The organism is Phenylobacterium sp., assembly GCF_041691455.1.
GTDB lineage: Bacteria > Pseudomonadota > Alphaproteobacteria > Caulobacterales > Caulobacteraceae > Phenylobacterium.
On sequence record NZ_JBEPUO010000002.1, the window covers coordinates 1 to 14,059 of the forward strand.

The window sequence follows — 14,059 nt, forward strand, 5'->3', positions numbered from 1 at the left end:
GCACGATGGCCACGCCGGCTTCCTGGTCGTCATTGTCGCCCTTGAAGCCGTCCAGAACCTTGGAGGCCTTCAGGAGGCAGACGCCGCCGCCGGGGACGATGCCTTCTTCCACGGCCGCGCGGGTCGCGTTGAGCGCGTCGTCGACGCGGTCCTTCTTTTCCTTCACCTCGACTTCGGTCGAACCGCCGACCCGGACCACCGCAACGCCGCCGGCCAGCTTGGCCAGGCGTTCTTGCAGCTTTTCCTTGTCGTAGTCCGAGGTCGTGTCCTCGATCTGCTTCTTGATCTGGGAGATGCGGCCTTCGATGCCGGCCTTGTCGCCCGAACCGTCGACGATCGTGGTGTCGTCCTTGGTGATGGTGACCTTCTTGGCCTTGCCCAGCATCTCGAGGGTGACGTTCTCGAGCTTGATGCCGAGGTCTTCCGAGATCAGCTGGCCGCCGCAGAGGATGGCGATGTCTTCCAGCATCGCCTTGCGGCGATCGCCGAAGCCCGGCGCCTTGACCGCCGCGACGCGGAGGCCGCCGCGCAGCTTGTTCACGACCAGGGTCGCGAGCGCTTCGCCTTCGACGTCCTCGGCGATGATCAGCAGCGGACGGCCCGACTGGACCACCGCTTCCAGCACCGGCAGCAGGGGCTGCAGCGAGGAGAGCTTCTTTTCGAAGAGCAGGATCATCGGCTCTTCGAGGTCGGCCTCCATCTTCTCGGCGTTGGTGATGAAGTAGGGCGAGAGGTAGCCGCGGTCGAACTGCATGCCTTCGACGACGTCGAGTTCGGTCTCGGCGGTCTTGGCTTCTTCAACCGTGATGACGCCTTCGTTGCCGACCTTGGCCATGGCCTTGGCGATCATCGCGCCGACTTCCACGTCGCCGTTGGCGGAGATGGTGCCGACCTGAGCGATTTCTTCGTTGGTGGTGACCTTGCGCGAGGAGTTCTTGATCTCCTCGACGACCTTGGCGACCGCCTTGTCGACGCCGCGCTTCAGGTCCATCGGGTTCATGCCCGCGGCCACCGACTTCAGGCCCTCGACGACGATGGCTTGCGCCAGCACCGTGGCGGTGGTCGTGCCGTCGCCGGCCTTGTCGTTGGTCTTGGAGGCGACTTCGCGGATCAGCTGGGCGCCGAGGTTCTCGAAGCGGTCCGCCAGTTCGATTTCCTTGGCGACCGACACGCCGTCCTTGGTCGAGCGCGGGGCGCCGAAGGACTTCTCGATGATCACGTTGCGGCCCTTGGGACCGAGCGTCACCTTGACCGCATTGGCCAGGGTGTTGACGCCGCGCAGCATCCGGTCGCGGGCGTCAGAAGCGAAATAGACGTCTTTCGCAGCCATGTTGGGTTCTCTTTTTCTGAATGGGTTGGGGGGAAGGAAGCTGGGGCTCGGCCGTTAGGCTTCGAGGACGCCCAGGATGTCGCTTTCCTTCATGATCAGCAGGTCCTTGCCGTCGAGCTTGACCTCGGTGCCGGACCACTTGCCGAACAGGATCTTGTCGCCCTTCTTGACGTCGAGGGGCTGGATCTTGCCGGACTCGTCACGCGCGCCGGGACCCACGGAGACGACTTCGCCTTCCTGCGGCTTTTCCTTCGCGGTGTCGGGGATGATGATCCCGCCCTTGGTCTTCTCTTCTTCCTCGACGCGCTTGACGAGGACGCGATCTCCCAGGGGACGAAACGCCATGATGCTCTTTCTCCGTTCGAGACGACGGTTGGATTTGTGACAGCGCCAAGCGCCCAATAGCCGCGTGTTAGCAGTCGCGGCCCTTGAGTGCTAAGGACGCGCTGCAAGTAAGAAAGTCGGTGCGGGGAGTCAAGGACGCGCCCCGCGCACGCCGGAAGGAAAATGCTGGAGGCGCCACACTCGCGCCGCTAGGGTCGCGTCCGAAGAACGACTTCAGTCTGGAGAGAACGCCTCATGCGACGCGCCCTAGCGCTTGCCGCCCTTATCGCCTCGTCGACCGCCGGCGCGGCCTATGCCGAACACTGGACGAAGTTCGTGGACGGGGCCAACGGCACCGAGTGGTCCTACGACGGGGACTACAGCTACAAGGACAAGCAGACCGGACGCCTGGTGATCATGCAGGCGATCTCCAAGCCCTCGGCCAGTATCGCGCCGGGCGGTCCCGGGACCGGCGTGGGCAACGTCTATGCGTTGGACTGCGCCAAGCACAACGTGATCGTGGTCACGTCCTACAAGCCCTCCGCCCCGTTCGCGATCCCGGACAACTGGCGCGGCGCCACGCCGAAGAAGGCGGGCGGCGCGGAAGACGAGGCGCTGTTCGCCGCGGTCTGCCCGCACATCGACCACGTGCCGGTGAAGTAGGGCCGCACCTGTCCAAAGCTTAACTGGAAAATCCCGGGCGCCGTTCCTATCTGAGCGTCATGGGACTGTTCTTGAAACTTCTTCCGTCCATGGGCGCGCTCGCCCTCGTCGCCGCGCTGATCATGCTCAGCGCGCGCGGCTCGCTCTACGCCTGACATAGGTCACTTCCACCGACGCGCGGCAGGCTCCTTTGCATCCCGCAGGCGCTTTTTCGTGGGCGCCGGTGGCTTGGCCATGATTTAAACGCTTGTTTGATTTCCCCGATGGCGCCAAAGATCGCGGCCAAGAAATCCGCTTGGGAGAGACCAGATGAGCGAGACCCAGACCAAGGCGCAATCGAGCTTCGCGCTGAACCCGATGGACGAGCTCAACGATCTGCGGATGTCGGCCAAGGCCCTGCCGCTGCTGGAGCACGTCAAGCGCTTCATCAAGGAAACCGTCGAGCCGATGAGCGAGGAATTCCATCGCCTCGGCGAAGGCAATCCCGACATCTGGTCCTACGCGCCCGGCCAGCTGGAAGTGCTCGAAAAGGCCAAGGACCAGGCCAAGAAGGAAGGCCTCTGGAACTTCTTCCTGCCCAACGCCGAGACCGGCGAGGGCCTGTCGAACCTCGACTACGCCTATATCGCCGTCGAACTCGGCAAGAACCGCATGGCGTCCGAGACCATGAACTGCGCCGCGCCCGACACCGGCAACATGGAGGTGCTGGAGCGCGTCGGCACGCCGGCCCAGAAGAAGCAGTGGCTGGAGCCCTTGCTGCGCGGCGAGATCCGCTCGGCCTTCGCCATGACCGAGGTCAATGCGGCCTCGTCCGACGCCAAGAACGTCAACACCCGCGCCACCCTGGTCGGCGACGAATACGTCATCAACGGCGAGAAGCACTACATCTCCGGCGCCGGCGATCCGCGCTGCAAGATCATGATCACCATGGTGCAGACCACGCCCGACGGACCGCCGAACCTGCGCCAGTCGCAGATCCTGGTGCCCACCGACGCGCCGGGGGTGAAGATCGTCGGCCCCATGAACGTGTTCGGCGATCCCGACGCGCCGCACGGCCACATGCACATCATCTTCGACAACGTCCGCGTGCCGAAGGAGAACATGCTGCTGGGCGAGGGCCGCGGCTTCGAGATCAGCCAGCTTCGCCTGGGCCCCGGCCGCATCCACCACTGCATGCGCGCGATCGGCTCGGCCGAGAAGGCGCTCGACCTGATGGTCACCCGCGGCCTGTCCCGCGAAGCGTTCGGCAAGCCGCTGGTCCAGCTCGGCGGCAACATCGAGATCATCAGCCGCGCCCGCATCGAGATCGAGGCCATGCGCCTGATGGTCCTGAAGGCCGCCAAGGCCATGGACGTCCTGGGCAACCACGAGGCCCGCGTCTGGATCCACATGGTCAAGGCCATGGTGCCGGTCCGGGTCTGCGAGATCATCGACCAGGCGATCCAGATGCACGGGGCGCTGGGCGTCTCCCAGAAGACCCCGCTCGCCCGGATGTACACCTCGACCCGCACCCTGCGGATCGCCGACGGCCCGGACGAGGTCCACCACATGGTCGTGGGCCGCAACGAGCTGCGCCAGTACCGTGAGATGCCGCACGATCCCTCGACCGCGGCGGTGTTCCGGAACTAGCGGGAAGGCTCCCTGAAGCCCGGCCGATCGGCGCTTTGCCGCTGGCCGGGCTGTGCCTACACTGAGCTCAAAGAAAGAGCTTGGGAGGGCTTGAGATGAATCCGACCACACTGGCGCTGGCCGCCATGTCCGTGTCGCTGCTGGCGCTGGGCGCGCCGGCTGCGGCCCATGCCGAGACCGCCTGCGCGGATCTCGTCAAGACGGCCCTGCCGCACGCCGAGATCACCTCGGCCAAGGCCGCGACGGTGGCCGGCAAGGACGTCTGCCAGATCGCGGTCACCAGCCGGCCGACCAAGGATAGCGACATCCGCCTGGAAGTCTGGATCCCGGTCGGCGCGGCCTGGAACGGCAAGTTCGTGCAGGTCGGCAACGGCGGGTTCGCCGGCGCCATCCCCCGGATGTCGTTCAACGGTCCGGTCAAGGCCGGCTATGCAGTGGCGGGCACCGACGATGGCCACCAGGACCCGGTCGGCACCAACGCCAGCTGGGCGCTCGGCCATCCGGAAAAGGTCGTCGACTTCGGCTATCGGTCGCTGAAGGAAACCACCCAGATCTCCAAGGCGCTGATCGCCGCCCAGAAGGGCTCGGGCGCGACCAGGTCCTACTTCTATGGCTGCTCCGACGGCGGGCGCGAGGCGCTGATGGAAGCGCAGCGCTATCCGGACGACTTCGACGGCATCGTCGCGGGCGCGCCGGCCAACTACATGAGCGAGTTGTTCGGCCTGTCGGCCGTGCAGCAGCAGGCGCTCGCCAAGCCCGGCGGCTATCTCGGCGCGCCGCAGCGCGAGCTTCTCCAGAAGTCGGCCCTGGGCCAGTGCGGCGGCGAGGCCTTCATCCGCGATCCCGCCGCCTGCCACTTCGATCCGGGCAAGCTCGCCTGCAAGGCCGGCCAGGCCGATGGATGCCTGACCGCGCCGCAGGTGGCCTCGGCCAAGGCCATCTACAACGGCCGCCTGGACGCCAAGGGCAAGGTGTTGTTCCCGGGCTACAGCCCCGGCGCCGAGGCGCTGAACGGCAGCTGGAACGCCTGGATCACCGGGCCGACCCAGGACCTCAATCCCAAGGCGGCCGGCCACCAGTTCTCATCCAACGCCTTCAAGTATTTCGGCTTCCAGGACCCCAACTTCGACTTCCTGAAGATGGACATGGGCGCCCAGTACGCCCAGGCGCACGCCAAGATGGCCCCGGTGATCGACTCGCCGGATCCGAACCTGGCGGCCTTCAGGAAGCATGGCGGCAAGCTGATCCAGTACCATGGCTGGAACGACCCCGCGATCCCGCCGCGCTCCTCGATCCGCTACTACGAGGACGTCCGCAAGACGATGGGCGACACCGGCGGCTTCTATCGGATGTACATGGTCCCCGGCATGCTCCACTGCGGCGGCGGCGTGGGCCCGAGCGGCGTCGACTGGCTGTCGCTGCTCGACGGCTGGGTGAGCGACAAGAAGGCGCCCGGCGAGGTCACCGCCACCGGCGGCCCGGGCCAGGCCGCGGGCGGCCCTCCGAGCCAGGTGCTCTGCCCCTATCCGGGCGTCGCGAAGAAGACCGGCGAGACCTACGCCTGCGCCGTCGCCGCCAAGAAGAAGGGCTGAGCATGCGGCCCCTGCTGCTCGCCACGGGCGCGGCGCTGGCGCTCGCCGCGCCGCTGGCCGCCCGCGCGGAAACCGCCTGCGCGGACCTCGCCAAGGCCACCCTGCCGCACGCCCAGGTGACCGCGGCCAGGGTCGAGGCGCTGAAGTCGGGCGAGGCCTGCCGGCTTTCCGTCACCAGCCGTCCGACGGCGGACTCCGAGATCAGGATCGAGGTGATGATCCCGGTCGGCCAGGCCTGGAACGGCAAATATGTGCAGGTCGGCAACGGCGGCCTCGCGGGCTCGATCCCCTCGGCGGCGATCAAGGCCCGGGCGGAGAGCGGCTATGCCGCCGCCGGAACCGACGACGGACACGGGGGCGACGGCCGCACGGCGGAATGGGCCTACCGTCACCCCGAGAAGATCGTCGACTTCGCCACGCGCTCGCTGAAGGAGACCACCGAGGCCGCCAAGGCGCTGATCGTCGCCCAGAAGGGAAGCCCGGCGAAACGCTCCTACTTCGTGGGCTGCTCGGCGGGCGGGCGCGAAGCCCTGATGGAGGCCCAGCGCTTCCCCAACGACTTCGACGGCATCGTCGCCGGCGCCACGGCCAACTACAACACGCTGTCGACCGGCGGGCGGGCCTATATGCAGCAGGCGCTGGCCAGGCCCGGCGGCTATCTGGCGCCGCCGCAACTGGAGCTGCTGCAGGCCGCGGCCCTGAGGCAGTGCGCCCACGGCGAGGCCTTCATCCGCGACCAGATGGCCTGCCACTTCGATCCGGCGTCGCTGAAGTGCAAACCGGGCCAGAGCGAAGGCTGCCTGACCGCGCCGCAGATCGCGTCCGCCAAGGCGATCTATGGCGGGCGGATGGTCGCCGGGAAGTCGATGTTCCCGGGCTACATGCCGGGCGCGGAGGCGGCGCGCGGCGGCTGGCAGGCCTGGAACACCGGGACCTCGCAGGAGACCTACGCCCAGTCCGCCGGCCACGCGATCTCGTCGCAGTTCCTGAAGTACTTCGTCTACGAAGACCCCAACTTCGACTTCCTGAAGATGGACCTCGGCCCCAGGTACGACCAGGACCGCCGCAAGACCGCGGCTGTGCTCGACGCGGTGAACCCGGACCTCACGCCCTTCAAGAGCCATGGCGGCAAGCTGATCCAGTACCATGGCTGGAACGACCCAGCGATCCCGCCGCTGGGCAGCATCCGCTACCATGACGAGGTGGCGGCGAAGATGGGCGACACCTCGGCCTTCTACCGGCTCTACATGATCCCCGGCATGCTCCACTGCCAGGGCGGCGCGGGGCCGGGGACCGTGGACTGGCTGGACCTGCTGGACCACTGGGTCGAGGCCAAGGCCGCGCCGGGCGAGCTCACCGCCACGGGCGCCGACGGCGCAAGCCAACGCCTCTGCCCCTATCCGGGCGTCGCGCGGAAGGCCGGCGACGGCTTTGCCTGCGCGGTAGGCAAGAAGAAGGGCTGAGCGCCAAGCTGCAGTTTGCGGGTTGGAAGGGCGTGGCTGACCCGGTAGGCGCACGGCGATGAGCGCGCCGTTTCGCATCCGACGCCTTTCCGAGGCCGAGGCCATCGCCGCTGCGCCGGCCCTGGGCGAGGTGCTGCTCGACTGCGTCGATGGCGGAGCCTCGATCGGCTTCATGGCCAGCCTCACGCGGGCGGAGGCGACGGCCTTCTGGCGCGGGGAAGCCGAGGCGCGCGATGGCCGCGCGATCCTGGTGGCCGAGGACGCCGACGGCATCTTCGGCGTCGTGCAACTGATTCCGCCCTGGCAGCCCAACCAGCCGCACCGGGCGGACGTCGCCAAGATGCTGGTGCATCGTCGGGCGCGGCGGCTGGGCGCGGCGCGGGCGCTGATGATCGCGATCGAGGCGGAGGCCCGGGCCATGGGGCGCTGGCTGCTGGTGCTGGACACGGTGACCGGCGGAGCGGCCGAGGGTCTCTACGCCGGCGTCGGCTGGACGAAGGTGGGGGTGATCGACAACTACGCCCTGATGCCGGACGGCGCGCCATGCGCCACGACCTACTTCTGCAAGGACCTGAGGGGCTAGGCCGCCGCCTTCACCTGCGCCCTGAACCGCTCGAGGATCGCCGAGCGGCCGCGCCGCCGGCTGACCAGCAGCAAGGGTGCGGTGAGGCCTGGGTCGCCGCCGAACGGGACGAAGGCCACGCCCTCGACGTTCATCCGCTGCATCGAGGCCGGCACGATCGAGACGCCCAGGCCCGCCGCCACCAGGCCGAGGGTGGACGACATCCTGGGCGCCTCCTGGCCGACCATCGGGCTGAAGCCGGCGCGCAGGCAGGCCGCGACGATGGCGTCATGCAGGCCGGGCCCGGTCGGCCGGCGATAGAAGACGAAGGTTTCCTCGGCCAGGGCCGCGAGCGCGACGCTCTTCAGCCGCGCCAGCGGATGGCCGGTCGGAAGCGCCGCCACCATCGGCTCCTCCAGCACCGGCTCGACCAGCAGGTCCGAGCCGTGGGTCCCGCCGGACCGCACGAAGGCCGCGTCGAGCCGCTCCTCCTCCAGCCCGCGCACCAGCTCCGGGGTGCCGTCCTCGGCGAGCGCCAGCAGGACGCCCGGGCTGGCGGCGCGGAAGGCGCGGATCTGCTGGGCGACGAAGGGATGGAAGGCGCCGGAGCTGGTGTAGCCCACCGCCAGGCGGCCCCGCTCGCCGCGCGCGGCGCGGGCGGCGAGGTCGGGCAGGCGGCCGGCCCGCTCGAGGATCGCCTGGGCCTCTCCGACCACCGCCCGGCCGGCGTCGGTCAGCCGCATGCCGCGCGGCAGCCGCTCGAAGAGCCGGACGCCCAGCTCCTCCTCCAACGCCCGGATCTGCCGGGTCAGCGGCGGCTGCTGGATGCCCAGCCGCTCGGCCGCGCGGGTGATGTGGCCTTCCTCGGCCACGACCACCAGGTAGCGCAGGCGCCGCAGGTCCATGTGGGATACTCTCAAGGTATTGAAATCGACGAAAGCATATATTGGACGCACTGACCTGCCAGGTCTATGGCTCCGCTTCAACCGGGAGCGTCCGATGTCAGAAATCGCCACCTTGACCGTCAGCCCGCCCGCGGAGGCCCTGGTCCGCCAGCTGCTGGCCTGGGTCGCCGAACGCCCCCGGACCTACGGCGAGGCGATGGACGCCTGGCGCACCTCCTGCCCGCGCCTGCCGGTCTGGGAAGACGCCGTCGACTTCCGCCTGATCGAGGTCGCCGCTCCGCCGGCCGTGCGGCTGTCCGACCGGCCCGTGCAGCTCACCGCGCGGGGCCGCGCCTTCCTGGAAGCCGCCTGATGACCCTCGCCACCGGCGCCTTCATCATCGTCGCGGCCTTCCTCACGGCCGCCATCTCCGGCGTGTTCGGCATGGCCGGCGGACTGATGCTGAAGGGCGCGCTGGCGCTTGTCCTGCCGGTCTCGGCCACCTTCGTGGTCCACGGCCTGCTGCAGCTGGTGGCCAACGGCTGGCGCGCGATCCTGCACCGCAAGCACGTTTCCTGGCGGATCGTGGGCATCTATGCGCTGGGCGCCTTCACCGCCGGCGGCCTGATCGGCCTGGTGGTCTACGAGCCGACCCGCGCCACCCTGTTCCTGCTGATGGGCCTGGTGCCCGGCCTCATCTGGCTGCCGCCGGGCTGGATCAAGGTCGACGCCTCGCGGCCGTCCCAGGCCTACATCTGCGGCCTCAGCGTCACCGGCATGAACTTGACGGCCGGCGTGGCCGGACCCCTGCTCGACGTCTTCTTCGTGCGGACGGCCCTGACGCGGCACCAGATCGTCGCCACCAAGGCTGCGACCCAGGTCTTCAGCCACCTGATGAAGATCGTGGTCTATGGCGCGCCGCTGCTGGCGTCCGGCGGCAAGGGCATTCCGCCGCTCTGGGTCTTCGCCCTGGCCATACCGCTCTCGATGCTGGGCACGGCGGCCGGCGGCATCGTGCTCGACCGGCTGAGCGATGTGGACTTCAAGCGCTACCTGCGCCTGATCCTGACGGTGATCGGCCTGGCCTATCTGGTCCAGGCCGCCCGGCTCTTCCTCCTGGCCTGACCCCTTCCTGGATTGAGGGGGGCTCAAGGCAAAAAAAGAGCCGGACCCGAAGGCCCGGCCTTAGAAAGTTGGGGAGGAAACGCCCAGGAAAGGGCAAAGCACAGGTATGTGCGCTTGCAGGCTGTACAAGGGCCGCGACCAAGTTTTTTGACGGCGAGTGACGAAAAATGCAGCTGGAGCCGAAAGCGCTGGAGAACCGCTTCGTGCGGCTGGAGCCCTTGAGCGAGGCGCACCGCGAGGATCTGCGCGCGGCCTGCGCCGCCGATCCGGGGACCTGGACCGAGCTCTATCCCTATTCGATGCTGGGCGACGCCTTCGATGCGAGCTGGTCGCGGATGTCCCGCGACGTCGAGGCCGGCCGGCTGCTGCCCTTCGCGGTGATGGCCGATGGGCGCTGCCAGGGCATGACCTGCTACATCGCCCCGGACGCCGCCAACGGCGTGGTCGAGGTCGGCGGGACCTACTACGCGCCGGACTTCCGGGGCGGGGCGGTGAACCCGGCGGCCAAGCGGCTGATGCTGGGAAACGCCTTCGAGGCCGGCTGCAACCGCGCGGTATTCCGCGTCGACGCCATCAACGCCCGCTCCCGCGCCGCCGTCCTGAAGCTGGGCGCCGTCCAGGAAGGCATCCTGCGCCACGACCGCATCACCTGGACCGGCCGCGTGCGCGACACGGTGGTCTTCTCGGTGCTGGCCGACGAGTGGCCCGCGGTGCGCGACGGGCTCGACGCCAGGCTGGCGCAGGTCGCCTAGCCGCGGCGGGCGAGCCTGCGGGCCGCCAGCAGCGTCAGGACCGCGGTGACCGCCGCCAGCACCGCCACGTGGACCAGCGGCGAGCCCTCGGCCGGCAGCCCGGCCGCTTCCCGCGCCAGCTGCGACAGGTGATAGGTCGGCCACATCGGGCGGATGTCGTGCATGACGCCGGACAGCGGGAAGAACAGGCCCGAGAGGAAGGCCATGCCTAGGTAGGTGATGTTGGCGAAGGCCGCGGCGCTCGACGCCGGCGCGTAGGAGCCGATGAAGAGACCGACGGCGCAGGCCGGGAACACGCCCAGCGCCATGACCGAGGCCATGGTCAGGAGGGTGAGCGGCGGCAGGGTGACGCGGCCCAGAGTGACCCCCACCGTCACCAGCATCGCCATCACCACCACGGCGAAGACGAAGGCCATGACCAGCTTGGACGCGAGGTAGGAGCCGGTGGGCATCGGCAGGGCGCGCTTGAAGGTGAGCAGGCCCTGGTTGCGCTCCACGGCCACCAGGATGCCGAAGCCGAACAGGCCCGGGCCCATGACGCCGTAGACCGTCCAGCCCACGAAGAGGTTGTTGGCGAGCGCGCCGACCGTGGCCCGTCCGGCCAGGATGATGCCGAAGAAGCTGTAGAACAGGATCGGCATCGCCAGGATCGGGATGGAGAAGGCCGGGGTCCTCAAGAGGCGCAGGGACTCGTACTTGGCGTCCGAGGCATAGGCCCCGAGGATCCGGCTGAGCGGCATGTTCGGGACTTGCACAGGTGCGGTGGCGTCGGTCATTCCGCGGGCTCCTGGGTCAGTTCGGTGAAGGCTTCGGAGAGGCCGGCGCGGCGGACCTCGAGGTCGGCCAGCGCCGGGTCGGCGGTCAAGAGGCGGCGCACCGTGCCCTCGGCGTCGGTGGTGGTGATCGAAAGCCGCCCGCCCTCCAGTGTCACCGCGGTGATGTCGGGCCAGGCCTCGACGGCCGCCGGGCTGGTGGCGGTCGCGCATTCGACGCGCTTGCGGACCACCAGGGCGCGGATCTCGGCCACCGTGCCCTCGGCGATGCGGCGGCCCTTGGCCATCACCACCACGCGGTCGGCCAGGGCCTCGGCCTCTTCGATGTAGTGGGTGGTCAGAACGATGGAGGCGCCGTCGCGCACGATCCGGCGCAGGGTGCCCCACATGGTTTCGCGCGCCGTCACGTCGAGGCCGGTGGTGGGCTCGTCGAGGAACAGCAGCCGCGGGCGGCCGCAGATGGCGAGCGCGAACTGCACCTGCCGCTTCTGGCCGCCGGAGAGCTTCACATAGGGCCGGGCGGCCAGCTTCTCGACGCCGGCCAGCGCCATCGCCTCCGCAAGGGTCAGCGGCTGCGGATAGTAGGCCCGCGTCATGGAGATCAGCTCGTGGACGCGCAGCGCATCCGGCAGGGTGACCTCCTGCATCATCACGCCCACGCCGCGCCGCGCCGCCAGGTCGTGCGGCGAGCGGCCGAAGAGCACGGCCTCGCCGCCGTCCGGCTCCTGCAGGCCCAGCAGGATGCCGATGGCGGTGGTCTTGCCCGCGCCGTTGGGGCCGAGCACGGCCAGCAACTCGCCCGGCCGGACCTCGAGGTCGAGCCCGTCGAGCGCGACGGTGTCGCCGTATCGCTTTCGCGCCCCGTTCAGCCGGGCCAGCAGTCCTGCCCGATCGCCGCCGTCCGCCATGCCCGCCCCCGCGTCGTGTCTGACCCTAGTCGCCGCGGACCCGCCGATCGGATGCGGCGGGCGCGCTAGGCGGTCGCCGCCGTGCGTTCCTCGGCGTTGGGGAAGAAGACGTCCGCCGCGTGCTCGGCCACCTCCTGGGCGGTGTAGGGCCGCCCGGGCTGGAAGCCGTTGGTCTGCAGCATCTTGATCTCGCGCACGCCACGGCTGGAGACCCCGAGGATCTTGCCGGAATGGTCGGCGGCGAGGTCGGAGACCATGAACAGCACGCCTGGCGCGACGTTCTCCGGCAGGCTCAGCGGATCGGGCTCGCGGCCCTGGCGGCCCGGCAGGTCGGAGGTCATGCGGGTGTAGGCGCCGGGCGCCAGGCCCATGACCCGGATGTTGTACTTGCGGCCCTCGATCGACATCACCCGGACCATTCCATAGATGCCGGCCTTGGCCGCCCCGTAGTTGGTCTGGCCGAAATTGCCGTAGAGGCCGGAGGTGGACGAGGTCAGCACCATCGAGCCGCCGCCGTTGTCCTTCATCCACTTCCAGACCGGCAGGGCGGTGCAGTAGGTCCCTTTCAGGTGGACCTTGATCACCGCGTCCCAGTCCGCCTCGGAGGTGTTGGCGAAGCTCTTGTCGCGCAGGATGCCGGCGTTGCAGACCAGGATGTCGACCCGGCCGAAGGCGTCGAGCGCGCTCTTCAGGATGTTCTCGCCGCCCTGGACGCTGGAGACGTCGTCGCCGTTGGCCACCGCCTTGCCGCCCGCGGCCTCGATGGCGTCGACCACTTTCTGAGCCGCGGACTTGTCCGCGCCGGAGCCGTCGCGGGCGCCGCCCAGGTCGTTGACCACCACCGAAGCGCCTTCCTTGGCGAACAGCTTCGCATAGGCCTCGCCCAGGCCGTTGCCGGCGCCCGTGATGATCGCAACCTTGCCGTCCAGCAATCCCGCCATGTCGACCTCCCAATGTGTTCTGAATTTATGGGAGCATCTTCCGGCCGCGGCTCGGCGGTTGGCAAGCCCTCAGGGCTTGATGCGGCTGTAGCGCCAGTCCTGGTGTTCGAGCTTGCCCTTCACCGTTCCCTCGATCCGCGCGCAGAGGTCGGGGCCGCATTTGCGGTAGATCACCCGCTTGGGGAAGTCGTCGCTGGTCCGCTCGAACACCGCCTCGCCGTCCTTGCCGGGCAAGAGGGTGAAGGGCGTCGGGATCACGTCCTTCATGAACGGCGTGAAGGCCGCGTGGCCGTCCGGCTGGGTGGTGATGGCGCTGAACTCGGCGGTGGGCGGCTTGCCCGGCCGGTTGGTCTGGGTCGCGCCGGCCATGGCGCCGCCGACCGGGGCCAGCCAGATCTCGCGCGTGGTGACGCCGCCCTTGAGCTCGCGCCACGAGCCGGCCATCCAGCCGAGCTTCGCGACGTCGGACGGCGCGCCGGAAACCGCCGCCGCCGCGGCCAGGATCGCCAGGATCATGCGGGTCCCCTTTCCTTCAGATGGCGCGGGGTCAGCGTGCGCGCCCAATCGTCGGCCTTGACCATCCCTAGCCCCTTCGTTCGCGGAAGAAGGTCTTCAGCATGACAGAGCTTTCGTCCGCCAGCACGCCGCCTGCGACGAGCGGCCGGGAATGGCAGGTCGGCTGCTCGAAGAACCGCGGGCCGTTGACCACCGCCCCGCCCTTGGGATCCTCGGCCCCGAACACCAGGCGTGCGATACGCGCATGGCTGATCGCGCCGGCGCACATGGCGCAGGGCTCAAGCGTGACCACCAGCGTCAGGCCGGTCAGGCGGTAGTTGCCGCGCTTCCGCGCCGCCTCGCGCAGCGCCACGATCTCGGCGTGCGCCGTGGGGTCGTGGCTGCCGATCGGGCTGTTGGAGCCGACCGCGACGATCTCGCCGGACTCGGGGTCGACGACCACCGCGCCCACCGGCGTCTCGCCGCGCTCGGCGGCGGCTTGCGCGGCGTCTAGGGCGATGCGCATGGTGCGATGGTCATGGTCCACGATCCGCACCGAACCGGCGCCCGCCCCTCCGGTCAAGCCCGCACGCCGCAAACGCAAGCCGCTCCCGGAGG

At 69.2% G+C, this 14,059-nt stretch carries 16 protein-coding genes; 8 read left to right on the plus strand and 8 right to left on the minus strand.

Annotation, left to right across the window (positions count from 1 at the left end):
* On the minus strand, positions 1-1,330 hold a 1,330-nt coding region (groL, locus tag ACESMY_RS03640; RefSeq protein ID WP_372782314.1), incomplete at its 3' end, for a chaperonin GroEL.
* A 54-nt stretch (positions 1,331-1,384) separates the two neighbouring features.
* A complete protein-coding gene (groES, locus tag ACESMY_RS03645; protein ID WP_372782316.1) occupies positions 1,385-1,675 on the minus strand; it encodes a co-chaperone GroES in 291 nt (96 codons plus the stop codon).
* 234 nt (positions 1,676-1,909) lie between these two features.
* Here groES and ACESMY_RS03650 point away from each other — a divergent pair, with 234 nt between their 5' ends.
* The 5 genes from ACESMY_RS03650 to ACESMY_RS03670 all read left to right on the plus strand — a co-directional run bounded on the left by ACESMY_RS03650 (position 1,910) and on the right by ACESMY_RS03670 (position 7,584).
* On the plus strand, positions 1,910-2,317 hold the full coding sequence (locus ACESMY_RS03650) for a hypothetical protein (protein WP_372782318.1): 408 nt from the start codon (positions 1,910-1,912) through the stop codon (positions 2,315-2,317).
* Between the two features lie 309 nt (positions 2,318-2,626).
* The gene (locus ACESMY_RS03655; protein ID WP_372782320.1) at positions 2,627-3,946 is read left to right on the plus strand and encodes an acyl-CoA dehydrogenase family protein; all 1,320 of its coding nucleotides are present in this window, start codon (positions 2,627-2,629) and stop codon (positions 3,944-3,946) included.
* A 95-nt stretch (positions 3,947-4,041) separates the two neighbouring features.
* Positions 4,042-5,538 (plus strand): tannase/feruloyl esterase family alpha/beta hydrolase, encoded by a 1,497-nt coding sequence (locus ACESMY_RS03660; protein WP_372782322.1) that lies wholly within the window; start codon positions 4,042-4,044, stop codon positions 5,536-5,538.
* Positions 5,539-5,540: 2 nt separating this feature from the next.
* Positions 5,541-7,001 (plus strand): tannase/feruloyl esterase family alpha/beta hydrolase, encoded by a 1,461-nt coding sequence (locus ACESMY_RS03665; RefSeq protein WP_372782324.1) that lies wholly within the window; start codon positions 5,541-5,543, stop codon positions 6,999-7,001.
* 58 nt (positions 7,002-7,059) lie between these two features.
* Complete coding sequence (locus ACESMY_RS03670; RefSeq protein ID WP_372782326.1) at positions 7,060-7,584, plus strand: GNAT family N-acetyltransferase; 525 nt, start codon at positions 7,060-7,062, stop codon at positions 7,582-7,584.
* Here ACESMY_RS03670 and ACESMY_RS03675 read toward each other — a convergent pair.
* The gene (locus ACESMY_RS03675) at positions 7,581-8,468 is read right to left on the minus strand and encodes a LysR family transcriptional regulator (RefSeq protein ID WP_372782328.1); all 888 of its coding nucleotides are present in this window, start codon (positions 8,466-8,468) and stop codon (positions 7,581-7,583) included. The genes ACESMY_RS03670 and ACESMY_RS03675 overlap by 4 nt on opposite strands.
* 94 nt (positions 8,469-8,562) lie before the next feature.
* Between ACESMY_RS03675 and ACESMY_RS03680 the strand changes: the two genes are divergently transcribed.
* From ACESMY_RS03680 to ACESMY_RS03690, 3 genes are all read left to right on the plus strand, one after another.
* On the plus strand, positions 8,563-8,820 hold the full coding sequence (locus ACESMY_RS03680; protein WP_372782330.1) for a hypothetical protein: 258 nt from the start codon (positions 8,563-8,565) through the stop codon (positions 8,818-8,820).
* A complete protein-coding gene (locus ACESMY_RS03685; protein ID WP_372782332.1) occupies positions 8,820-9,572 on the plus strand; it encodes a TSUP family transporter in 753 nt (250 codons plus the stop codon). Before ACESMY_RS03680 ends, ACESMY_RS03685 begins: the two co-directional genes overlap by 1 nt.
* A 167-nt stretch (positions 9,573-9,739) precedes the next feature.
* Positions 9,740-10,324, plus strand: coding sequence for a GNAT family N-acetyltransferase (locus ACESMY_RS03690; protein WP_372782334.1), 585 nt, complete (start codon positions 9,740-9,742; stop codon positions 10,322-10,324).
* Here the strand turns inward: ACESMY_RS03690 and ACESMY_RS03695 are convergent.
* From ACESMY_RS03695 to tadA, 5 genes are all read right to left on the minus strand, one after another.
* Positions 10,321-11,100 (minus strand): ABC transporter permease, encoded by a 780-nt coding sequence (locus ACESMY_RS03695; protein WP_372782337.1) that lies wholly within the window; start codon positions 11,098-11,100, stop codon positions 10,321-10,323. The two genes, ACESMY_RS03690 and ACESMY_RS03695, sit on opposite strands and share 4 nt — an antisense overlap.
* Entirely contained in the window at positions 11,097-12,005 is a 909-nt protein-coding gene (locus tag ACESMY_RS03700; protein ID WP_372782339.1) for an ABC transporter ATP-binding protein, read from the minus strand. Before ACESMY_RS03700 ends, ACESMY_RS03695 begins: the two co-directional genes overlap by 4 nt.
* Positions 12,006-12,070: 65 nt before the next feature.
* Positions 12,071-12,946 carry an SDR family NAD(P)-dependent oxidoreductase gene (locus ACESMY_RS03705; protein ID WP_372782341.1) on the minus strand — a complete coding sequence of 292 codons (876 nt, stop codon included), beginning with the start codon at positions 12,944-12,946 and terminating at the stop codon, positions 12,071-12,073.
* Positions 12,947-13,015: 69 nt separating this feature from the next.
* Complete coding sequence (locus ACESMY_RS03710) at positions 13,016-13,462, minus strand: DUF6265 family protein (protein WP_372782343.1); 447 nt, start codon at positions 13,460-13,462, stop codon at positions 13,016-13,018.
* A 67-nt stretch (positions 13,463-13,529) separates the two neighbouring features.
* Complete coding sequence (gene tadA / locus ACESMY_RS03715; protein WP_372782345.1) at positions 13,530-14,024, minus strand: tRNA adenosine(34) deaminase TadA; 495 nt, start codon at positions 14,022-14,024, stop codon at positions 13,530-13,532.
* Positions 14,025-14,059 lie beyond the last annotated feature (35 nt).